Source organism: Streptomyces sp. NPDC055632 (genome assembly GCF_053618675.1).
The window spans coordinates 166,375-187,796 of sequence record NZ_JBSHHY010000004.1 but is presented as its reverse complement, the minus strand read 5'-3'; the positions used below and the strand labels follow the sequence as shown (position 1 = coordinate 187,796).

18 protein-coding genes and 7 pseudogenes are annotated in these 21,422 nt (G+C 71.7%); 13 read left to right on the top strand and 12 right to left on the bottom strand.

Annotated elements, in window-relative coordinates; all coding sequences use genetic code 11:
* Positions 1-5: 5 nt before the first annotated feature.
* A complete protein-coding gene (locus ACWGSR_RS08255; protein WP_453564571.1) occupies positions 6-335 on the bottom strand; it encodes a hypothetical protein in 330 nt (109 codons plus the stop codon).
* A gap of 17 nt (positions 336-352) precedes the next feature.
* Here ACWGSR_RS08255 and ACWGSR_RS08250 point away from each other — a divergent pair, with 17 nt between their 5' ends.
* The 7 genes and pseudogenes from ACWGSR_RS08250 to ACWGSR_RS08220 form a co-directional block, all read left to right on the top strand.
* Entirely contained in the window at positions 353-526 is a 174-nt protein-coding gene (locus ACWGSR_RS08250; RefSeq protein WP_376231233.1) for a hypothetical protein, read from the top strand.
* An 8-nt stretch (positions 527-534) separates the two neighbouring features.
* Positions 535-761, top strand: a pseudogene (locus ACWGSR_RS08245) (ATP-binding cassette domain-containing protein); the annotation flags it as partial.
* Between the two features lie 288 nt (positions 762-1,049).
* Positions 1,050-1,331, top strand: coding sequence for a DUF3027 domain-containing protein (locus ACWGSR_RS08240; RefSeq protein ID WP_453564569.1), 282 nt, complete (start codon positions 1,050-1,052; stop codon positions 1,329-1,331).
* A gap of 407 nt (positions 1,332-1,738) precedes the next feature.
* Positions 1,739-2,026, top strand: a pseudogene (locus ACWGSR_RS08235) (relaxase domain-containing protein); the annotation flags it as partial.
* Positions 1,975-2,268, top strand: a pseudogene (locus ACWGSR_RS08230) (relaxase domain-containing protein); the annotation flags it as partial. The pseudogenes ACWGSR_RS08235 and ACWGSR_RS08230, both read left to right, overlap by 52 nt.
* Positions 2,269-2,293: 25 nt before the next feature.
* Positions 2,294-2,815, top strand: coding sequence for a relaxase domain-containing protein (locus ACWGSR_RS08225; protein WP_453564902.1), 522 nt, complete (start codon positions 2,294-2,296; stop codon positions 2,813-2,815).
* Positions 2,739-2,972, top strand: a pseudogene (locus ACWGSR_RS08220) (hypothetical protein); the annotation flags it as partial. The gene ACWGSR_RS08225 and the pseudogene ACWGSR_RS08220, both read left to right, overlap by 77 nt.
* On the opposite strand, the gene ACWGSR_RS08215 reads toward ACWGSR_RS08220, so the two are convergent.
* Positions 2,932-4,362 (bottom strand): amidase, encoded by a 1,431-nt coding sequence (locus ACWGSR_RS08215; RefSeq protein WP_453564900.1) that lies wholly within the window; start codon positions 4,360-4,362, stop codon positions 2,932-2,934. The pseudogene ACWGSR_RS08220 and the gene ACWGSR_RS08215 sit on opposite strands and share 41 nt — an antisense overlap.
* Before the next feature lie 125 nt (positions 4,363-4,487).
* On the opposite strand from ACWGSR_RS08215, the gene ACWGSR_RS08210 reads away from it, so the two are divergent.
* From ACWGSR_RS08210 to ACWGSR_RS08195, 4 genes and pseudogenes are all read left to right on the top strand, one after another.
* The gene (locus tag ACWGSR_RS08210) at positions 4,488-5,081 is read left to right on the top strand and encodes a TetR/AcrR family transcriptional regulator (protein ID WP_376231239.1); all 594 of its coding nucleotides are present in this window, start codon (positions 4,488-4,490) and stop codon (positions 5,079-5,081) included.
* A gap of 498 nt (positions 5,082-5,579) precedes the next feature.
* The gene (locus tag ACWGSR_RS08205) at positions 5,580-6,164 is read left to right on the top strand and encodes a S1 RNA-binding domain-containing protein (RefSeq protein WP_376231241.1); all 585 of its coding nucleotides are present in this window, start codon (positions 5,580-5,582) and stop codon (positions 6,162-6,164) included.
* A gap of 31 nt (positions 6,165-6,195) precedes the next feature.
* Positions 6,196-6,345: pseudogene (locus ACWGSR_RS08200) on the top strand (transposase); the annotation flags it as partial.
* Positions 6,346-6,692: 347 nt separating this feature from the next.
* A pseudogene (locus ACWGSR_RS08195) lies at positions 6,693-6,834 on the top strand (glutaminase); the annotation flags it as partial.
* Positions 6,835-6,996: 162 nt separating this feature from the next.
* On the opposite strand, the gene ACWGSR_RS08190 reads toward ACWGSR_RS08195, so the two are convergent.
* Positions 6,997-8,580 (bottom strand): FMN-binding glutamate synthase family protein, encoded by a 1,584-nt coding sequence (locus ACWGSR_RS08190; protein WP_453564565.1) that lies wholly within the window; start codon positions 8,578-8,580, stop codon positions 6,997-6,999.
* A gap of 470 nt (positions 8,581-9,050) precedes the next feature.
* Positions 9,051-9,794: an SDR family oxidoreductase gene (locus ACWGSR_RS08185; protein ID WP_376231245.1), complete on the bottom strand. Its 744-nt coding sequence runs from the start codon at positions 9,792-9,794 to the stop codon at positions 9,051-9,053.
* Between the two features lie 102 nt (positions 9,795-9,896).
* On the opposite strand from ACWGSR_RS08185, the gene ACWGSR_RS08180 reads away from it, so the two are divergent.
* A complete protein-coding gene (locus tag ACWGSR_RS08180) occupies positions 9,897-10,745 on the top strand; it encodes a LysR family transcriptional regulator (RefSeq protein ID WP_453564562.1) in 849 nt (282 codons plus the stop codon).
* 307 nt (positions 10,746-11,052) lie between these two features.
* On the opposite strand, the gene ACWGSR_RS08175 is transcribed toward ACWGSR_RS08180, so the two are convergent.
* The 7 genes and pseudogenes from ACWGSR_RS08175 to ACWGSR_RS08145 all read right to left on the bottom strand — a co-directional run bounded on the left by ACWGSR_RS08175 (position 11,053) and on the right by ACWGSR_RS08145 (position 19,246).
* The gene (locus ACWGSR_RS08175; RefSeq protein ID WP_453564560.1) at positions 11,053-11,565 is read right to left on the bottom strand and encodes a DUF6624 domain-containing protein; all 513 of its coding nucleotides are present in this window, start codon (positions 11,563-11,565) and stop codon (positions 11,053-11,055) included.
* A 578-nt stretch (positions 11,566-12,143) separates the two neighbouring features.
* Positions 12,144-13,215: pseudogene (locus tag ACWGSR_RS08170) on the bottom strand (AMP-binding protein).
* A gap of 52 nt (positions 13,216-13,267) precedes the next feature.
* A complete protein-coding gene (locus ACWGSR_RS08165) occupies positions 13,268-14,989 on the bottom strand; it encodes an aldehyde dehydrogenase family protein (protein ID WP_453564557.1) in 1,722 nt (573 codons plus the stop codon).
* 76 nt (positions 14,990-15,065) lie between these two features.
* Positions 15,066-16,388, bottom strand: a complete 1,323-nt coding sequence (locus ACWGSR_RS08160; RefSeq protein ID WP_453564555.1) for an MFS transporter — start codon at positions 16,386-16,388, stop codon at positions 15,066-15,068.
* Between the two features lie 280 nt (positions 16,389-16,668).
* Positions 16,669-17,592, bottom strand: coding sequence for a TauD/TfdA dioxygenase family protein (locus ACWGSR_RS08155; RefSeq protein ID WP_453564552.1), 924 nt, complete (start codon positions 17,590-17,592; stop codon positions 16,669-16,671).
* A gap of 126 nt (positions 17,593-17,718) precedes the next feature.
* Entirely contained in the window at positions 17,719-18,321 is a 603-nt protein-coding gene (locus tag ACWGSR_RS08150; protein WP_453564549.1) for a TetR/AcrR family transcriptional regulator, read from the bottom strand.
* A 382-nt stretch (positions 18,322-18,703) separates the two neighbouring features.
* Positions 18,704-19,246, bottom strand: a complete 543-nt coding sequence (locus ACWGSR_RS08145) for a hypothetical protein (RefSeq protein WP_453564546.1) — start codon at positions 19,244-19,246, stop codon at positions 18,704-18,706.
* Between the two features lie 500 nt (positions 19,247-19,746).
* Here ACWGSR_RS08145 and ACWGSR_RS08140 point away from each other — a divergent pair, with 500 nt between their 5' ends.
* Positions 19,747-20,766: a DUF389 domain-containing protein gene (locus ACWGSR_RS08140; RefSeq protein ID WP_453564545.1), complete on the top strand. Its 1,020-nt coding sequence runs from the start codon at positions 19,747-19,749 to the stop codon at positions 20,764-20,766.
* A 79-nt stretch (positions 20,767-20,845) separates the two neighbouring features.
* Here ACWGSR_RS08140 and ACWGSR_RS08135 read toward each other — a convergent pair whose 3' ends face one another.
* A complete protein-coding gene (locus ACWGSR_RS08135) occupies positions 20,846-21,367 on the bottom strand; it encodes an alkyl sulfatase C-terminal domain-containing protein (RefSeq protein ID WP_453564544.1) in 522 nt (173 codons plus the stop codon).
* Between the last annotated feature and the right edge of the window lie 55 nt (positions 21,368-21,422).

Genomic DNA, 21,422 nt, shown 5'->3' with positions numbered 1-21,422 from the left:
CCAGGTCATGGACGCGGACGGCGACAGACCAGCACCAGATACGGCGCGAACGGCAGACCGCCCGACCGGGCCCCGGCGAGTCCACTCGTTCGGCGCCCCGCTCCCAAGCCGTCGCCCGCTGCCGCTCGGCGCGCCACGGCCGTTAGGCCCTCAGCCTGCAGGGCCAGGTCGCGGGGCAGGCTGAGGGAGTCCGCGAGGGTGAGCACCTCGCCGATCAGGGCGACGCCTCTGATGACGGCAACGGCAACGGCAACGGCAACGGGGACGGGGACGGTGAGGGCGGCGGCCGGGTCGGCCAGCATGGTGACGTCGGCGTGCGCGGTGGCGTTCTGCATGGCGTCGACTGCTGGTCGTGGCCAGCATCTGGTATCTCGCCCTCGTCACCCTCCTCGGCGTGCCCCAGGCGTGGCTGGAACGACGTTACGGGCGCGGCACCACCCGCGCCGGCCACGTCTCTCCGTTCCGTCGCCTTCTCGGCGGAACCACGAAACGGATCGGCAAGAACAGCAAGGAGCAGAACCGGTGAGCACCTCCATGGTCCGCGCCGAAAGCGTCCGCAAGAACTTCGGCGGACTGGAGGTGCTCAAGGGCATCGCCCTCACCGTGGAGCGCGGACAGGTCTGTTGCCTCTTCGGCTTCTCAGGGTCCGGCAAGTCCGACTTCCTGCGCTGCGTCAACCACCTGGAGAAGGCCGACGGCGGGTGGCTAACGTCGACGGCGCACTCGTCGGTCACCGCCAACAGGGTGACCGGCTCCACGAACGGGGCGTCCCGATCCTGGCTCAGCCGTCGGACGTGCTCGGACCTCGCCCCTCCACGCCTGGCCACTCGCCTCGGCTCGTCCATCCCGCCAATGTATGCGCGGGCAGCAGCATGCGAAGTTCGCCCTAACCAAGATCCGGAAGAAGCTGCCCTTTGAGGATGAGGCCTGCGACGGGCTGAGCCGATGGCCTGCGGCTCGCAGGAATCAGCTGACGGATCGGTGCCGGCTCCGTGCAGATTGATCCTGCGGGATCCTGCGGGATCCTGCGGAAGGGCGGGGAGCGGATGATGCCAGGCGAGCTGCGGGCAGACGGCGAGGGTAAAGGTGACGACGAGATTCACGAGCGCTGGTTGCGGCTGCGTAACCGTTTCACGGGGGAGCCCGGCTACCGGGACGAGTGGTTCGACGAGCAGTGCGGAGGATGCCGGTTCTGGATCGCGTTGAGCGGCGAACTGGGCCTGGACTGGGGGGTGTGCACCCGCGTCGGCTCGCCGTTCGACGGACAGGTGCGTTTCGAGCACGACGGCTGCAAACGCTTCGTCGCCCGAGCCGACGGAGCCTTCGGCTGAAGGCAATTCGGAGTCGCCGTTCGCAGCGCCCATCGCAACCTTGACTCAAAACTCGCAGGGCCCGCATGCGCGGGACAGTTACTTGATGCTGATAGGTGTCAGTGGACAGGCTGGGGCTGGTGCCGGAGCGCGATGCCACTCAGAGTTCGCCCGGAGCCGCTTCCCGCCCGGCGGGCCGTGGACGAGAAAGTCGGCTGCCTCTTCCCGCCTGGCGGGACGTACGCCCGATCGGCCTTTTCTTGCTGGTCAGGGCGGTGCGGCGTGGTGGCCATGCTGGACATGAAAGAGATCACCGCAGGGCAGGCAGGCCGTTACTTCCTCCTCGGGGTGGTCGCCGGTGACCACTCCCGATCGGCCCGTACGCCGCTACCCGAGGCTCAGGAACAGACAGTTGTCCCGCCGGGCCGGTGGATGGGACGCGGCCGGCCGACCTCGGCCTGAGCGCCGGGGACGTCGTCACCGAGGACGAACTGCGCCACCTGTCCGGCGAGGGCCGGCACCCGCATGCCGACCGACTGGTGGACGAGCAGCCGGCAGCCGGGAAGAAGCCCGTAGTCGCACGCCGGGCCGGAGCGCTCGGATACCGGGTGAAGGTCACCGGGATGGACTCGGTCTTCCGCCCGCAGCCGACCGTGCATCTGATGTGGGCGCTGGGGGACCAGGGGGCACGGCGGGCGATCGAGGACGCGCACGAGCGGGCGATCGAAACCCCCTCACATGGATCGAGGACAACCCCTCGACCATCCGCATCGGTACTCAGGGCCGCTACTTCACCCGGCCAGTCCATGGCCTGGCCGTCGCCCGCTTCCGCCACTACGAGTCGCGAGCCGGAACCCCGCTCCTCCACGGCCGCGTCCTCATATCCCTGCGGGGCCTGCGCCCGGACGGGAAATGGGGCGCGGTGCACAGCAAGGTCTTGTTCGAGAACACGGTCGCTGCCTCCTCTCCAGAACGAGCTGCTGATGGCCGAGGTGTGCGAGGCGCTGGGCCTGGCCTCCGAGCCGCGCACCGTCAGCGTGGTGCGTCGGCCGGTGATGGAGGTGGCCGGGGTGCCGCACGAGCTGATCGGCTGGATGTCGAAGCGCGGCCACGAGATCGACCTGTGCCGCCAGGAGCTGGAGCACGAGGACGTCACCACTGTCGACGAGGACGGCAACCTGCGCTTCGGGCCCGTGGTCTCCGAGGAGGCCCGCACGAAGCTCAACCGGATCGCGGCCAGGAAGACCCGCCCGCCGAAGCCGAAGTCCCGCTCGCTCACGCAGCTGCGCGCCGACTGGCGGGCGAGCGCGCGGGCGTTCCTCGAGGGTGTCGCGCATCTCGTCGACACGCTGCTGGAGCGGGCCCGGGCCGCGGCCGCCGCGATCCGCGCCCGCGTCGCCGAGATCCTGGACGTCGCCCTGGCGGCCCAAGGCCTGGGAGCAGCGCCTGCTCACCCTGGAGTCGACCGAGCCGATCATCGCTTTCCGGCGGCAGAACTTCGGTGACTACGAGATCCCTTTGAGGGCGGTTTGTGGCGAATGGGCGCCTTTCATTCAGCCGCGCCGGGACGGGGGCGTGAGGGGTATGAGGTTCGCCGTATGCGCCTTTGTGGCCCGCGGGCTCAATCAGTCCGGCCTTCCACGCGCGGGTCGATCGGTGTGAGAACTCCGAGCCGGTCCTCGATCGCCTGGGCCGCGTCCAGGCACAGGTCCTCCCGGAACGCGCGCCCGACGACCTGTACTCCGCAGGGGAGCCCGTCGACCATCCCGGTCGGTACGGCCACGCCGGGCACGCCCACGAAGCTGGTCACGGTGCACAGGCGCATCCCCGACCCGACACGGTCCCTGCCTGACCTGTCACGCGACTCCAGCCCCGGCTCGACCGGTGGCTCGGTGAAGACCGGGCCGAGCAACAGCGGGTACTCGTTGAGGAATTCGGCCCATGAGCGGCGGATGTTCATCCAGGTGCCCATCAGCTTCATGAGCTCCTCCGCGCTTACGGGCGGGGTCTGCTCCATCGCCATCTCGATATAGCGGTCCCCGCCCTTGCCGAGCAGTCCGCGCACCACCGGCCAGGTCGGGGCGAACTCGGTCACGGTGATCCGGCCGTACGCCTCCAGAGCCTCCTCCATCCGTGGTACGTCCTGTACCTCGCGCACGTCGTATCCGGCGTCGCGGAGCGCGTCGGCCGCAGACGCGATGGCTCCGCGAACCGCGGTGTGGACGCCGTGCCCGCCAGGGTCCGCCACGACCGCGACCTTCACGCCTTCGGGGAGCGGTTTCCCGTAGGCGGGCACCGGCACGGCCCGCGGGTCTCGCGGATCGGTCCCGACCAGCGCCTCGAAAGCCAGCCGTAGGTCGCCCACGCTCCGGGCCAGCGGGCCATCGGTGACCAGCATCTGGAAGGCCGGGCCCGGGTCGTCCGGGCCGAGAACGCGATGGTCGGCGGGAAACCGGCCTGTGGACGGCTTCAGCCCGGCCACACCGCAGAACTGGGCCGGAATGCGCACTGACCCGCCGGAGTCGTTGCCGAGTCCGAGTGCTGCCATGCCCGTGGCAACGGCCACCGCGTCACCTCCGCTGGAGCCGCCCGGGGTCCGGCTGCTGTCCCACGGGTTGACCGTGTCGCCGAACAGTTCGCTGCGCGTGTGCATCCCCGCCAGGATCAGGGTGGGGATGTTGCTGTGCCCGATGGGGATGGCTCCGGCCGCGCGCAGCCGTGCCACCGGGGGTGCGTCCGCCGACGCCACCAGGCCACGGAAGCGCTCCGTGCCGAACGTGGTCGGCACGCCTTCGACGGCGGTGCTCTCCTTCACCGTGAAGGGCACCCCCGCGAGGGGCCCCAGCGCTTCACCGGCGGCCCGCCGGCGGTCCGTCTGCGCCGCGGCCTCACGTGCCCGCTCCGCCAGGAGCTGCGTGACCGCGTTCACCTGCGGGTTGACCTCGGCGATGCGATGCAGGTGGCTGTCGACCAGTTCCACGGCCGAGACCTCTGCGCTGCGTACAGCCTCCGCCTGTGCGGCGGCCGGCATCTTCCATAGGGCGTCCTGCATGGCTTCGCCTTCCTCGTCCACGTACCGATGCATCTGCATCAGAACCGTACTCGGGAACCGATGCGTTCGCATCGAATAAACTGCGCCGCGAAGCGGAGCGCAGCGAAACGGAGAGGCGATCAGAGATGCCCAGACAGGTGGATCACGTGAGCCGACGCCGCCTCATCGCCGAGGCCGTATGCCACCTCGCCGACGAACGCGGACTGGAAGGCGTGACCCTTCGCGATGTCGCCGCCCGCGCACAGGTGTCGATGGGCGCAGTTCAGCGGTGCTTCCACACCAAGGAAGAGATGCTCGTGTTCACTCTCGGACACATCGGCGAGCGAATCAGCGAGCGCGTACAGGCCCGCCTCCTCAGGAGCCCCGCCCAGTCGGCCGGCACCGCCCTGGGCCACGCGGTCACCGAGATCTCACTGCTGCGGGAAGAGCACCGCGCCGAGGCCAGGGTCTGGCTCGCCTTCGTCGCGCAGGCGGCTGTGAGCAGGGCACTGGCCAGAACGCTGACGGCGAACTACGCAACCCTGCAGGAGGCGTTCACCCGTCTCATCTCGGAAGCCATCGAGGGCGCCGACCGCGCCGTGCGCCTCGATCCGCAACTCGAGGCCCGCACCCTCCTCGCCCTCGCGGACGGCCTCACCGCGCACGTCCTCATCGGCCACCTCACCCCGCCCGAGGCACACGACGTCCTCCACGCGCACCTGACCCGCCTCTGGGAGTAACCGGACGCGTACGCCCCCTCCCTGGGCTCCCCGCTCCACGTACAGGACCAACTGAGGCGGGAGCGACAGGTGGATCGAGCCGCCTGCGATCAGCGTCGGCCGGCTGCGGGACAGCGTCTTCCCGGGCGGCAGCAGCATCACCTTCAACACGCAATGGGGCCTGGAAGCCGACCTGCCCGATGCCCTCGTCCCTCACGTCCCCCGACCACGCCTCGCGGCCACCCTCCTCGCCCACCTCGAAGCCGCCGGCAGCCTGGACTGATCGGACTGGCATTCCACGACGACAGCTGCACATTCGACGTACGTGCGCCGACCGGGACGACCCAGGCCGAACTGACGACCCTGGTAACTGCTGCGGACTGACCTCAGTCCGCAGCAGCGATGCAGAGGACCAGGACTCGTCCGGCCGGTCATGGCCCCGGCTGCTGAGACCTGGCGGGGACCGCAGCTCGTCGAGGGCATGGTCGGCCCACGATGTCGTGTGCCAGGGCGGCAGGCATGGATTGGCAGTCCGAGAGCCCGAAACTCCGGGCGCTCCTGGAGTCCCTGTACCGCGGTGACATCCTGTCCGGCACCGTCGCGGCGATCGAGCGGTTCGGGGTCTTCGTGGCCCTGGACGACGGGCCCGCCCATCCCACTCTGCCCGGTGTGGGGTTCATCGTCATTCCCGAACTGTCCTGGCGGCGCATCGACGCTCCCACCGATGTCGTTCAGGTGGACCGGCGTGTCTCGTGTGAGTTCCTCCGGTTCGACACCTACAACGCGGAGGCCAGACTGTCCTTGAAGGCACTGGAGTCCGACCCCCTCCGAGCCCTCGCCGACCGCACAACGGTGGGCCAGGAACTGCGCGGGACGGTGGAGAAGACGGTTTCCATCGGCGTCTTCGTCGACCTCGGGGACGGGATTTCCGGGCTGATCCCCTTCAGAGAAGTCCACGGCCGTCCTGCGGCGAGTCCGGTGGAAGACTTCGAGCTCGGAGAGGAGATCGCCGTCGTCGTCACGGAAATCGAGCTGCCGACCCGCCGGGTGTTCCTCTCCGGGCCGGAGGATGGTCGGCACCGAGGTGTCGCGCCGGCCAGGTGACGGCAGGCGTGCCCAAGCCGTTGACGTGAGCATGTGGCGGGGTGATCTGAGCGATGCCGAGTGGGCGCGGCTCCGGCCATTGCTGCCGGTCGGCAAAGGGCGTTGTGGCAGGTGGCGGGATCACCGGCAGGTGATCGACGGGATTCCGCACCGGATTCGGACCGGGGTCCAGCGGCGTGACCGGGCCCAGATCACTCCGCAGGACTCGCCAGGGCCTTTGCCGGCCATCGACAGCGCCACAGTACGGGAGCGACGCAACGGATCGCGCAAGAGCCCTTCGGCTGCGAACCCGCAACTCGGCTACCCTGCGCGACGCGGGCAGCACTTGAAACCTGCCCTCTGACCAGCGGCAATCCACCCCCGTCACAAGCTCCAGCCGGGGAGAACGAGGGCCCGCTGGGCAGGGGCCGGGAAGGATCGACCGCGAGAACAGCGTCACAATGAAAGCGCTGGAGACGAGCAAAGCCGCAGGTCAGCACTGTGTGGGTGCCTATCTGTGCAGGGCGGCGCCGCGAGGGTGAGGGCTCCAACGCCATGACGCTCACCTGCGGCACATACGACGCCGCTGGAGAGTTCGCCCACCGAGTGGGTCTGCCGGGGAAAGGCGGCGCGGGCGGCGGGATCATCGCGATCGTGCCCGGAATTCTGCACCTCGTGTGTATGGAGTCCTTCTCAAGGGCTGGGGACTGTGCAGGAGAGGCCTCGCGTTGATCGCCGAGCAGAACCGCTACCACCGCGTCGTCGAGGCCGCCGTCGCCCGCAGCGCCGACTTCGACCGCCGGATCCCGACCCAGAACGCTCCCGCCGACGGCCCGAGCCCGGCCTCCGGCGATCACATGGTGAAGCGGTCGGGATCGGCGGACTTCCAGTCTGCCGCCCAGGAGGCGGGCGGTTCGGCGAGCAGCTGTCCCGGTCGGAGCCATTCGTAGAGTTCTTCGTAGGAGCGTTCGGTGACGGGGTCGATGCGTCGGCGGAGCATGTGCGGGCGCAGTTGCGCGGGGTCGGTGACGCCCATGGAGGCCATGATCTGCAAAGCGCTGGCCACGGTTGCTTCCTGGAAGCGCTGGACGCGCAGCGTCTTGTCGGTGACGTCGATCGCGCGGGCCCGGCGGGGGTCCTGTGTCGTGACGCCGGTGGGGCAGGTGTTCGTGTGGCAGCGCTGGGCCTGGATGCAGCCGACGGCGAACATCATCGCCCGTGCGGCGTTTCCGTAGTCGGCGCCCTGCACCATGCGTTTGACCAGATCGGTGCCGGTGGCGATCTTCCCGCTCGCCCCGATCCTGACGCGGTCGCGCAGGCCCGCGCCGACGAGGGCGTTGTGCACGGTGAGCAGTCCCTCGGTGAGCGGGGTGCCGACGTGATCGGCGAACTCGAGCGGCGCCGCACCCGTTCCGCCTTCGGCCCCGTCCACCACGATGAAGTCGGGAGTGGTGCCCTCCTCCAGCATGGCCTTGCACACGGCGAGGAACTGCCGGCGTGAGCCGACGCAGAGCTTGAATCCGGCGGGTTTGCCTCCGGACAGGTCCCGCATCCGGGCGATGAAGCGGACGAGTTCACGCGGGGTCGAGAAGACTCGGTGATACGGAGGGGAGACGACCGTGCGCCCTTCCGGTACGCCCCGGACCCGGGCGATCTCGGCGTTGACCTTGGCCCCCGGCAGGACACCGCCGATGCCGGGCTTCGCTCCTTGCGAGAGTTTCAGGGACACGCATTTGACGTGGTCGTGGGCGGCCTTGTCGGCGAACTGGGACGGATCGAAGTCACCCTTGTCGGTCCGGCAGCCGAAGTAGCCGGTTCCTATCTCCCAGACGAGGTCGCCGCCCGGGCGCAGGTGGTAGTCGGAGAGACCGCCCTCGCCGGTGTCCTGGGCGAAGCCGCCGGCCGCGGCGCCCCCGTTGAGCGCGAGGACCGCGTTGGCCGACAGGGAGCCGAAGCTCATCGCCGAGACGTTGAGCAGTGCCATGTCGTAGGGGCGGTCGCAGTCAGGCCCTCCGATCCGTACGCGGGGAGGTGTCTCGGGTACCGCACAGGGCGCCATGGAGGGCACGAGGAACTCGTGACCGGCCTCGTACACATCCCGTTCGGTGCCGTAGGGCTCCTCCGCCTCAGTGCCCTTGGCGCGCTCGTAGACGATGTTGCGCACGTCCCGGTCGAAGGGGCGGCCGTCGTAGTTCCGCTCGATGAAGTACTGCTGGAGCTCCGGACGTATCCGCTCCAGGAGGAAACGGGCGTGCCCGAGGACGGGGTAGTTGCGCAGCACCGAGTGTCGGCGCTGCAACAGGTCCCATGCCCCCAGCAGGCCCAAGGGCGCGAGCGGAACAGCGGCGAGCCACCACAGGGGCGAAGCCTCCGTCCCGGCTACGGCTGCCGTGACTGCGGCGCAGAGGATGAGTATGACGATCACAACACGTATCACGCGGTGCGCCTTGCCCAGTGGTGGACCACCACGCCCTTTACCTGCTCAAAGATCTCTAAAGTCTTCGAACAGGACCCGTGATGTCGGGACCGTCTACCCGCAGGGTCGCACGGTCGCCGGCGCCGCGCGGTTGACCGCTTGCGTGCGCCGGGACGGCACGACGACGCCGGCCTGGTGGTGCTCGCCGGACAGGTCGCGGCGACCGGGAGAGCGGTGGCGGAGGGCCGGGTGTTCCCGGATGCCGTCCCGACCGCGGCTTCGGACGCCCGCTGGTAGCCACGGTCCGCGTCTCCGCGGGGGCGTCGGTGCCGGTGAACGCCTCTGGCACCGAGTCGGCTCCGGCGGGCGTGGCCCGGTCCGGCCGGATTCCCGGCACTGACCGTGGCCCGCCAGACCGGCATGACGTGACGGCGCCGGTCACGAGGACGCGCATGCCCCCTCTTCCCGGGGCGGCGCGAACCGGAAACGCGTTACCAGGGGATCTCTCCTTCGTCGCTGAAGAAGCGGCCGGTCGGTTCGTGGCCCTCCACGGTGGCCAGCCGGATCGCGGCGACCGCGCCTTGTTGCGGGGTGCGCACCCCGCGGAAGCCGTTGAGGTCGGTCGCGGTGAAGCCGGGGCAGACGGCGTTGATCAGGATGTGCGTGCCGGCCAGTTCCTTGGCGTACTGCACGGTGACGGCGTTGAGGAAGGTCTTGGACGGCGTGTAGGCGATGGAGATCGGGCCGGTATCGGTGCCCGGGGTGGTCTGGAGCGTGAGGGAGCCGACGCTGCTGGACACGTTCACGATCCGCGGCGACGGCGAGCGGCGCAGCAGCGGCAGCAGGGCGTTGGTGACGCGGATGACGCCGATCACGTTGGTCTCCACGGCCGCCCGTACCCGGTTCACGTCGACCGTGGTCGGCTCCTGGGGGTGGCCGCCGGTGATCGCCGCGTTGTTGACGAGCGCGTCGAGCCGCCCGGCCCGCTCCTCCACCAGCCGGGCCGCCGCGCTCACGCTCGCGTCGTCGGTCACGTCCAGCGGTACGCCGAACGCGTCGGCCCCGGCCGCGCGCAGCTTGTCCACGGCGGCCTCGCGCCTCTCCTCGTCCCGCGCGCCGACGCCGACCGACCAGCCGAGCGCGCCGAGCCCGGCGGCGATCTCGTACCCGATGCCCTTGTTGGCCCCGGTCACCAGCGCGACCTTGGGGTGGTTCACGGTGTTCGTCTCAGTCATGACCTCGATCCTTCTCCCCACCGGGCGGGGCGTCCAAGACCGACCGGGTGGGCGGCGATACCGCCCGGGTATCGCTCCTGGTCGACCCGCTAGGCTGGCGGCGTGGAGACACGTGAGCTGCGCTACTTCGTCGCGGTCGCCGAGGAGCTGCACTTCGGCCGGGCCGCACAACGGCTCGGCATCGCCCAGCCCCCGCTGTCACGGGCGATCGGCAAGCTCGAGCGACGCCTGGGCATCGTTCTGCTGGAGCGCGACAGTCGGGGTGTGGCCCTGACCGGGGCGGGGGCGGTGCTGCTCCAGGAGGCGCGAGCCGCGCTGGACGCCGTCGAGGCCGCCGAACGGCGCACCCGCCGGGCCGCCCTCTCCGCGACGGGCCGACCCACCGTGATCCTGGCCGCGAAGGCGGGAGCCTCCAGCGAACTGCTGGCGAAACTCCTCGACGCCTACGCCGCCGAGCCGGGCGCCGTCGCCGTGGACGTCATGCTGTGCGGGCCGGGCGAGCAGGCACCGGTACTGCGTGACGGCCGTGCCGACGTGGCCCTGCTGCACCGGCCGTTCGACGACACGGCCGGCTTCGACACCGAGGACCTGCACACCGAGAGCCAGGTCGCGATTCTCCCGGCGGGCCACCCCCTCAGCACCCGCCCCCACCTACGGCTCGCCGAGGTCACTAAGCTTCCCGACCTGCCCCTGCCCCGATGGCCACGCCCCGACGGCACTTTCCCGGACGGCCCTGGACCCAAGGTGCGCGACCACACCCAGCTCACCCAGCTCATCGCCCTCGGCCGCGCCTGCGCGGTCGTCCCGGAGTCGGGCCGCACCGGCCTGCCCGACGGCCTCATAGCCGTACCGGTCCCCGACGCCCCTCACGTCACCACAGTCATCGCCTGGCCCCCACACAGCCGCTCGACAGCGGTCGCGGGACTGGTCCGCGCCGCCACCACCCTGTGACCGACGGCGGTGAACCCGATCGCACCGTAACCCTTCTGAAGCTGTGCGCGGACTTCGAGTGCAGGGCCCTGACGCCAGCATGGGCACGCCGGTCTCGGGTGGCGGTGCCCTGCCAGTTCACGGCGCATGGTGGTGACGCCCTCCTGGAGAGGTGGCCTCCGGGGATTCGCTGACCGTAGTGGTCGAGACTTGGACGACTCCGCTCGAATCCGGCATCGTCACCTCGTCTGCGGAGCGGATCATCACCCCGCCGGTGGCAGCCGACGGTCACGAAACCCCCGTGACCCCTTCGCCGTCCCAGGAGGAGTCAACCGTCCACCCGGGAATGGCTGTCACGCATCCGCCGGTCGTACTCCGCAGCCGGCTCCAGCCCAGCGGCAATACGCCGGGCATCAAGTTGGTCGGGGTCAGTCACAGGGTACGGACGTAGGTTCGAGCCGTCCGGGTCCTGGGTGTACTGGGTGCCGTACACCTGGAGTTCGCCGGCCGCGACCAGGACCCGGTCGGTCAGATAGGCCAAGTGGCGAGGCAGGGCATCCCCGGCGTCGACGGCCTGTTCCAGGAGGCCGAGGGCATGGCGCTGGAAGTCCGGATCGAGGTCGGCATGCTGGACAAGCAACCATGCCTCGTCCGCGCCCTGCTCGCCGACCAGCGCGATACCCGGCCAACCGTGCCGGGCGACGATCTGTTTGAGCCAGGCTGTGTTCGCGACGTCGATCCTGACGAGTTCCGCTCCGTCGCCCGTCCGGGACGCACGATGGCGGGCGGCCTGATCCTGCTCAGCGCGGCGGTGCAGCTCGACGGCGAGATCGCGTTCCAAGGCGTTTTCCTCCTCGGTTGTGCTGACGGCGTTCAGACGGGGTCGGTGCAGGCAGCGAATCGGGTGGGCGCGTGTGCGAATGATGTCGGCGCGTCATCGGCGGGGCAGCGGGGCCTCATGCCGAAGGACTGTGCCGCCCCCACGCCTATGGGAGCATGCGACGGGGTGGAGAAGACCCTGTTTCTCTGGGAACTTCCGCCATGGCTCACGCCGAGCTCCGGGCCCTCCGAGCTGCCGAACAGTGGCTCTCGCCCGCCCCGGCGGGCGTCCCGTTCAGCGCGTCGGCGGAGAGCGCCTCGGCCTCGTCCGCGTCGATCCACACCCGTCGCGGGTCGAGCCTCAGCAGAGGCCCGTCGGACACCAGGCAGGACGACGCGGCACGCGGTGCGATCTTGGGTTCCAGGGCGTGCCGTCCTCGTTCCGCCGGACGTCGTCGCCCTGTCGTGCCGTGTTCATGAGGAGGGACGTGGTGGTCCGGCCCGCTGTGAGCCCTCCGGGGCTCCCGTGAGCGTGAACGTACGGGGACCTCGGGCGTGGCGGCGTCACCCGGCCGACCCGGGCGTGGGCGCACACGTTCCTCAGCGGCGGGTGGCCGCGACCTCCCGCTTGAGGACCTTGCCCATGGCGCCCTTGGGCAGGGCGTCGACCAGCCAGACGATCCGCGGGTACTTGTACGCGGCGACCTGGCCGCGCACGAACTCCCGCAGCTCCTCGGGAGTGGCCTCGGCGCCGGGACGCAGGGCCACCGCGGCGGCGACCTCCTCGCCGAGGACGTCGTCGGGCAGTCCGATCACGGCGGCCTCGGCGACGGCGGGGTGCTCGTAGAGGACCTCCTCGATCTCCCGGGGGTGGACGTTGTAGCCGCCGCGGATGACCAGGTCCTTCTTGCGGTCCACGATGTAGTAGTAGCCCTCCTCGTCGACGCGGGCGAGGTCACCGGTGTGCAGCCAGCCGTCCTTCACCGTCTCAGCGGTCGCCTCGGGGCGTCCCCAGTACCCCTTCATGACGTTGTGCCCGCGCACGCACAGTTCGCCGATGCCGTCGGCCACGTCCGTCAGCCGCATCTCGACGCCCTCGATCGGCGTGCCGATCGATCCGGCCCTGCGCGGAGTTCCGGCCGAGGTTGGTGTGGGTGAGCTCCGCTCCCTTGGGCAGGCCCGTGGTGCCCGAGGTGTAGAGGATGACGGCGGTGTCCTCGTCCGCGCCGACCGGGGTGGTGACGAGCTCGGGATGGCCGGCGAGCAGTCCGGTGAGCGAGCCGGTGGCGACCGGGACCACGGCGGCCCGCGAACCGGCGGCGCTCCGGCCCGCGTCCACCTCTTCGGCGGGGGGCTCGTGGACGAACAGCAGCACCGCCCCCGAGTCGCTCAGGTAGTGGGCGATCTCGCGGGCCTTCAGCAGCGGGTTCATCGGGACGACGACGGCGCCGGCGCGCAGCGCGCCGTAGAAGAGGACCGGGAATTCCGGCAGGTTGGGCAGCATGATGCCGACCCGGTCGCCGGGGCGGACACCGCGCGCGGTGAGCAGGGCGGCGGTCCGGCCGGCGAGGACGTCGAGCGCGGAGTACGTCAGCGACTGGTCGCCGAGTTCGACCGCGATGTTCGAACCGTGCCGCACCGCGCTGCTGTGGAGGGAGTCCGAGAGGTTCACGAGGGTGTCCCCCTGAGGAGGGAAGGGAGAGGGGCGAGTGGTTCGTCCGCGTTCAGCCGCGCAGTGCCGAGGCGAAGACGGCGGGCAGCTTCGTGAGGGCGGGGGCGGTGGTGAAGCGGGTGACCCGTTCGAGGGTGGTGGCACCGGTGCGGTTGGTGACGAAGTAGGGCGGTCGCGGCGACAACGACGGCGAGCCGCCGAGCAGGCCGCGGGGGGCGGGTGCGAAGGGTGCGCGCAGTACGGTCTTCTCTATGTCGGCGTCCGCCAGCATGAAGGCGTTGTGGACGAAGCCGACGCCGCTGCCGATGGACCGGCGGGTGTGGCCGGGGTAGGCGCCCCAGGGGGTGTAGCCGAGCAGGAAGCCGATCGCGGACCAGCAGTTGACGCCGACGGTTCCGTAGCGCAGTCCGGCGACGGCCGCGTCGACGGCGGCGCGGTGGGCCCTCTCCGTCCTCGGGTGTACGAGGAGCGTCGCACCGAGGGTGCCGGGAAGGCGGTCGTTGGCGAAGGCGACGGCCTCGGCGAGGAAGGCCTCCGGGGTGTCGCCGGGGAGCCGCACCACGCCCAGCGCGCTGCCGAAGACCTCGTCGGTCAGCATCGTGTCCGGGCCGTCCGCGACGGTGACGTCGGGGACCAGGATCCGGCAGTCGCCGTCCCCGTGGGCCTCGGCCTCCGGGTGCGCCGCGCGCACGGCGGCCAGGCGCCGGTCCGCGCCGGGGTAGTAGTCGGTGCGGGCGGGCAGTTCGCGCAGGATCCGCCGGATCTCGTTCAGCAGTCGTTCGGTGCCGTCCCAGTCGCGGGGGAGGACCAGGATCTGGCTCGCGACGCAGTTGTGGCCGGAGTTGTTCATCTTGCTGGTGACGATGTGCTCGGCCTGGAAGCGGAAGTCCGCGGCGCTCCACGGGCCGGGCGTGACGACGCAGGGGCTGACGCCGCCCAGCTCGCTGCTGAAGGGTTTGGCGTTCAGCGGCTTGTCCGCGCGGCGGCGCTCCTCCGCCTCCTCGTCCGTGCCCCAGACGATGGCGTCGTGGGTGCGTTCGCTGCCGGTGACGTGGATGCCGTCGACGCCCTCGTGGGCCGCGAGGTGCGCGCCCTCCGCCGCGCCGCCGTCGACGAACCGGACCCAGCCCCGGAGGATGAACTCGGCGAAGACGCGCTCGAAATGGGGACGGAGGTAGGCGTTGACCGGGTTCATCTTCGCGAGGACGACCTGGCCGTCCACGTACAGCTTGTGCAGGACGTCGAGGGCGGTGATGGCCGCGACGTTGCCGGCGCCGAGGACCAGGGCGACGCCGGGGGCGGCGGGCTCGCCGCGGTACGCGCCCGCCGCCCGCCTCCGTACCCCGTCCGGGGTCGTGCCGGGCCGCGTCCACACCCGGGCGGTGAATCCGTTGAGCAGCAGGCCGTCCCAGCCGGTGGCGGGGAAGACGTCGACGGCCACCCGGCCGTCGTGCTCCCGGACCGCACGTGCCTCGACGGGTTCACCGCCGGCCGCGACGCGGCGCAGCACCCGCAGGTAGGCGCTCGTCGTCCGGGCCAGTGCCCACGGTGCGCCGGCCCAGTCCTCCGCCGCCCAGGGGGAGTCGGGCGCGTAGCCCTTGGCGCGGGCACAGGCCGCGACCATGTCCCGGGCTCCGTCGGCGATGCGCGGCAGCAGCCGTTCGAGGAGCGCGACGCGTTCGGTCAGCGGTGCGGCCGCCCAGGTGCCGGCTCCTTTCCGCAGTTCGGCGACGGCGCGGTCCAGCGGCTCGGTGTCGAGGACGTGTGGGGTCATGGCGGGGCTCCTCGGTCGGCCCGCACCGGACGACGGGGGTCCGGGCGGGCGCGGTGCGGGTGTCGGACGGATACGGTCAGGCGTGCGTGCGCGCCGCGTCGCGCGCCGGGTCGATCAGGACGAAGGCGGCGAGGGCGCCGAGCAGGAGCAGGACGGCGAGGACGACGGCGGCGTTCTGGTAGCCGGCGACGCCCTGGCCGTCGACCATGCGGCCCACGACGGTCGGGGCGATCAGGCCCGCGGTGGTCACCACGGCGTTCATCGTGCCGAGGGCGCCGCCGCGCCGGGCGGCGGGGGCGAGTTCGGCGACGGTGGTGACCGCGACGGTGGCGAAGGAACCGCCGAGCGCGAAGCCCGCGACGAGCAGGGCCGTCTTCGCCCCGGTGCCGTCGACGAGCGGGATGCCGAGGAGGCAGACCGCACCGGCGAGGAGCAGTCCGGCGCCGACCCGGCCGCGCGCCCAGCGGCTGCCCACGCCACGGCGCATGAGCCGGTCGGTGAGTGCGGCCTGGCCGAGCAGGACCACGGCGCCGAGCGCCCAGGGCAGGGCCACCAGCGTGCCGGCGGCGGCGGGCGAGTGGCCGAGGCCGTTCTTCAGGTAGGACGGCAGCCATACGAGCATCAGGGCGACGCCCCAGTAGCTCGTGAAGTAGGCGATGGTGGTGCCGATCCAGGTGCGGCTGCCGAGGACGCGCCGGTACGCGGACCAGGTCTGCCGGGCGTCGCGCCCGTGCGGGAGCCCTGCGGGCCGCTCACCCGTCCCTTCGGTGCCGCGGTGGCGGCCGTCGGCTCCGTACACGTACCAGACCACGGCCCACAGCAGGCCCACGCCGGCCACCACCCAGAGGGCGGACCGCCAGCCGTGGTTCCGGATGACCCAGGACAGCCCGGGGGCGGCGGTGACCACCCCGAGGGTGACGCCGAGGGTGACCAGTGCTCCGGGCAGGTTGCGCCGGTGGTCGGGGAACCAGGACAGCGCGGCCTGCTGGGCGACCGGGAAAGCCGGGCCCTCGGCGGCGCCGAGCACGATCCGGGTGCCGATCAGGACGGCGAGACCGCCGCCGAGGGCAGCGGGCACCTGGGCCACCGACCAGAGCAGGGCCATGACCAGCAGCAGCCACTTCAGCGACACGCGGTCGGCGAGCAGGCCCACCACGACCGCGGCCACGGAGAAGAGCAGGAAGAACGCGCTGTTCGCCAGTCCGAAGTCCGTGGCGGACAGACTCAGATCGGCACGGATCTCGTCGGCCGCGAGACCGAACACGGCCTTGTCGGCGAAGTTGATCATCATGAAGACGACGAGCATGCCGGTGACGGCCCAGGCGCGGAGGCCGGGGGTGCGATCGGGGCGTGCGGTCCGTGCGGGCGGAGGCACGGCCGAGGTGTCGGCGGTGGTCACGGGAACCTCCGGAGGAGAGGGGCGGCGGCGGGCGCGGAGGAGCGGGCGCCGGGCCGGGAGGGGGAGGTGCGGGGGAGGAGAGGGCCCGGAAGGCCGGGGGCCGGAGGGGCGAGGCAAGGAGGGGGCCGGAACGGGCGGCCGGGGAAAGGCCGGAGGGGGCGGGAAGGTACCGGGAAGGGGCCGGCCGGCGGGGGCCGCCGCGCGCCCGGGTGACTGGCGCGCGGGCGGCGGCCGGCGAGGAGCCGGGGCCCGTTCTCCGTTCGAGAGCGTGCCGTACCGGTCAGGAGAGGGGTTCGCCGGCGACGGCGATGCGCTCCATGACCCGGCGCTGCGGGTAGTAGTCGTTGATCGCGTAGTGCTGGACCGCGATGTTGTCCCAGATCGCGACGGAGTCCGGCTGCCAGCGGAAGCGCACCTGGTACTCGGGGACGCGGGCCTGGAGCACGAGTTCGTCCAGCAGTTCGCGGTTCTCCTCGTCGGACAGGCCGACGATGCGCGTGGTGAAGGGCTCGTTGACGTAGAGGAGCTTGCGGCCGGTCCGCGGGTGGCGGACGACGACCGGGTGTTCCACGGGCGGAAGGGTCTGCCGGAAGCGGGCGATCTGCGCCCCGGTCATGGTCGCGCCCCAGCTCGGCACCCAGTCGTGGACCGCGGTGAGCCCGTCGATGCGGGTCTTCGTCTCCTCGGGGAGGTTGTCGTAGGCGGCGCCCATGTCCGCCCACATCGTGTCGCCGCCCGTCGGCGGCACCTCGACGGCGCGCAGGACCGATCCCCGGGCGGGGGCGGCCATGAAGGAGTGGTCGCTGTGCCAGATGTTCTCCTGGCCGACGGCCGTGGCGTCCTTGGCCAGCCGGGAGACCCCGACGGTCTCGCCCTTGGGGAAGAAGGGATTCGCCTCCGGCTCGCCCCAGACGCCGGCGAGCGCGAGATGGTGCTCGGGGGTGAATCCGTGCTGGTCGCGGAAGAAGATCACCTTCCACTCCAGCAGCGCCTGGCGGAGTTCCGCGCCGAGGAGCTCGTCGATCGGCCTGGTCAGGTCCACGGCACCGATCTCGGCGCCTATGTGCGGAGTGAGCGGCGAGACCTCGACGCACCGGTACTCGAAGGGGGACGTTCCCGGAGCCGTGCGTTCCAGGACCCGCCTCCCGTAGTGCAGCAGGGGCTTGTCGAGGACCGGCTGGGGCGTGCTGACGGATGTGGCCATGGGGTTCCTCCGCGGTGACGACGGTGACGACCGGGAATTCGTTACTGGGAGTATCGATATTGAGATGTGCGGAGGCAAGGGGTCGGACCCGATCGATTTCAAGGACCACCGGACGGCGGCCGCCGGTCAGTCCCGGGCGGCCACGGCGCGGGAGACGAGGTCGACCACCGTGTCCACCAGCCCTTCGTCGGGCGGCTCCATCTCACCGACCAGCCGGAACACCAGCGGTGCGGCCACCATGGTGGCCACCGCGCGGACGTCGGTGTCCGCCCGTACGTCGCCGCGTGCGATGCCCCGCTCCAGGATGTTCCGCGTCTCGCCCATCACCCGGGCGGAATAGGCGCCGTACGCGCTGCGCACGGCTCCCGCCTCCCCCGCCGCCCCGATCACCCCCGCCATCAGGCGGTCGACCCCCGGCGCCCGGTACGCCTCCAGACGGGTTTCGAGCACGACCCTCAATTCGGCCCGGAAGTCCCCCAGATCGGGAACGGACAGCGGGCCGACGCGCGACTCGGCGGCGGCGATCAGCAGATCCTGTTTCGTGGGCCAGCGCCGGTAGATGGCGGGCTTGCTCACCCCCGCCCGTACGGCCACCGCGTCCATCGTGACCGAGGCCAGGCCGCTCTCCGCCACCAGGGCGACCACCGCGTCGAGCACCGCGCGGTCGACCCGCTCCTCGCGCGGCCGCCCCGGCCCCCGACCCTCGTCCCGCACCCGTTTTCCGACCATGCGCCGAGCCTACGGGCCCACCCGTACTCCGGGTCACCCGGGACGAGTTCCGAGCGACCCGGGCACGGGTCCTCGTCGAGCACGCCGAAGACCCTCCGGGCGGAGCCAGGAGGGTCTTCGCGTGACGGCTCCGCGGATCCGGCGGCCGGGCCTTCCGGCCGTCGGCCCTTGTCGATGGTCAGCGTGACGGCGGAACGGGTCGCCGCGTACCGCTGCGACACCGTCGTGCCGATCGGACCGGCGGTGCGGTCGGCGCCGTAGTCGTCGAAGGGGAGCAGGACGATCTCGTCCTTCCCGTCACCGTCGAGGTCGGCCACGGAGTGCCCGCGCGCGCCGTCGGCGCCGTAGCCGGCGACGGCCGCCGGATGGTCCACGCCGGACGTCAGCACCGCGAGTCGTACAGGTTGACGAACCGGGTGCCGCTGCGGACCAGGACGCGGGCACCGTCCGGGCCGGTGGCGAAGGAGCCGCCGCGGACCTCGGCCAGCGCGCGGGGCGTGCGGTCCACGCCGTCGGCGGCGTAGCTGCGCAGCGAGGCGAGGCTCCCCTCCACCAGGCCCTCGGGCCCGGTGAACCGGTTCGCGAGCGCGGCGAAGCCGCCCGCCTTGGCCCCGTGCGGCAGCTCGCCGGTGCGTCCGTCGCGGATCTGGACCGTGTTGGCCGGCTGGTTCGGCGGCACTTGCGCGGAGTTGCCGCGCACCACGTAGGAGGCGATGATCCTGCCGTCGACGGCCTTGAGGCCCCGGGCGGCCCCGACATCGCCGCTGTCCCCGGACCGTTTGACGGCGTGGACCCACAGCAGGCTCGCGTCGTCGCCGTTCAGCGCGCGGACGCTGTTGCTGTTCATCCAGTAGCCGCCGTCGACGGTGGACTCGCTGACCGTGTACTCCGGCTCGGCGCCGCCCTGGATGTCACCGACCTCCAAGCCCGTAGAAGGTGAGCGTGGAGTCGTCGTTCGTCTGCATCGGTCGGCCCCGGAACGTCTCGTGTTCGTAGACGACCGCCGCTTCGCGCACGATCCGTGTCCGGCAGAAGGCGAGGGGCCGGAGCCGGTGGTGACGCGGTCCTGGAACGACCGGGCGGAGCCCGGCCCGCGGGTGAGGGGCAGGTGGAGCAGGTTGGTCGTCCGGGACGGTGGCCTTCAGCAGGTCGAGAGCGGCCCCTTGCTCGGGAGGGGCGGTGCGGGGCCGCTCCAGCCAGGACAGCGGGACCCGGATCCTTCACAGGGACGTGTTCGCCGGCCCGGCACCGGGACGCCCGTTTTTTCGACGGTCGGGCCCGGCCCGGTCGGGGCCTGTCGAGCGGCCTCGTACGGAAGGGTCTCTGCCGGGCCGCGGCTCCGCATGGCGGCGTGACAAGGACGGATCGCGCCCTCGACGATGAGGACCGGCACCCGCACCACACCCCAGGAAGGGGCGTCTCCCCTTGAGCAGCGTCGACGCGGCCGCTGCCCGGCGAATGGCGGACTCGCTGTTCATCGAGCGCGCCCGGCACGGTCCGAGTTCGTCCCGCTTCTGGGTGCTGCTCGTGCTGGCGTCCGTCATCGCGAGTGCCGGCGTGGTCGGGGACTCCACCGCCACGGTGATCGGCGCGATGATCGTCGCCCCGCTGATGACGCCGATCCTCGGGACCGCGCTGGCCCTGGTCCTGGCCGACCGCCCGCACGTCGTGCGCAGCGCGCTGCTGGTGCTGGGCGGCGCGGTGGCGGTGGTGTGCATCGGGATGCTGCTGGGCTGGATCGTCTCGCCCCCGGACGCCTTCGCCTCCAACAGCCAGGTGTCCTCCCGAATCAGCCCCCGTCTGATCGACCTGCTCGCCGCCCTGGCCACCGGAACCGTCGGCGCGTTCGCGTTGGTGCGCACCGACATCTCCGACGCCCTGCCCGGCGTCGCCATCGCCATCTCGCTCGTGCCGCCGCTGGCCGTCACCGGCCTGCTGATCACGGTGCACCGCTACCACGACGCCGGGCAGTCCGCGCTCCTCTTCGCCACCAACGTCGCCGCCATCGTCGCGACCGGCACCCTCGTCTTCCTCGCCTACCGGACCCGCGACGCCGCCCGCGCGGCGGGACTGGCCGTGGGCGCCTTCCACGGCCGTACCCTCGCCGCGGTCGCCGTGGTGCTCCTCCTGGTCGCCGCCCCTCTGACCACCGGGACGATCTCCGTCGCCCGCGACCGCTCCCTGGCGGCCGACGCCCGGCCCGTCGCCGACCGCTGGGCCTCGGCCGGCGCCTGGCAGATCGCCTCCGTCGACGCCCGCAACGGCGTCGTCCTCGTCGACGTCCTCGGCCTGCCGCCCCAGCCGGCCCCCACCGCCCTGCGCGCCGCCCTGGACCGGGCGGGCATGAGCGACGCCGACCTCCAGCTGCGCCTGGTCGGCGGCCGCACCCACTGGTGTCCCGCGGACACCGCCACCTGCACGGTCGAGAAGACGCGCACAGGCTGAGACCGCCACCGGCCGCGCTGCGGACCGGCCCCACCGCCGCCGGGGAGCGCTGCGCGGGTCGGCCTGGCGACCTGTCCGGTCAGGGGGTGACGACGACGAAGTCGGCGTCCGGTAAGGCCGCGAGACGGTCGAGGACGGTGGCCTCGCCTTCGAGCTCGATACCTGCGGCCGCCGGCTGGGGGGCGATGAGCACGCCTTCGGCCAGGGCGGGCAGGGCTGCCGTCCTGGTCGTGGTGGTCGCGTCGGCCGCCCCGCGCCGGACGGCGGAGCTGTGGGGGAGAACGCCGTCGGCCAGTTGTAGCCGGTGACGCCCGCCGATGGGGGTGAGCACCACGTCGACGGTGAGGCGTTCGTTCCACGCCCGGGGTCCGTCGACCTGGATGGCCGGGGCGTCGAAGAGCATCTCGGCGGAGAGGCGGGCGATGACGTCGGGCGCGTTGGTCTGCGTGGGGGTTCCGAACCGGCCGTCACGCAGTTCGGCGGCGCCGGAGAGGTGGAGGTTGTGCCAAGGGCCGTTCTCCGTGCCGTGGCCGGAGAGGGGCTGAACCGTTGTTCGGAGGTCTCCTTGCGGCGGGGCACCAGGGGCGGGGCCGCGGGCCAAGCGAACCTCCCCTCGTTTCCGCAGGTCACCGCGGGCGGGCAGCGGCTTGCGTGTG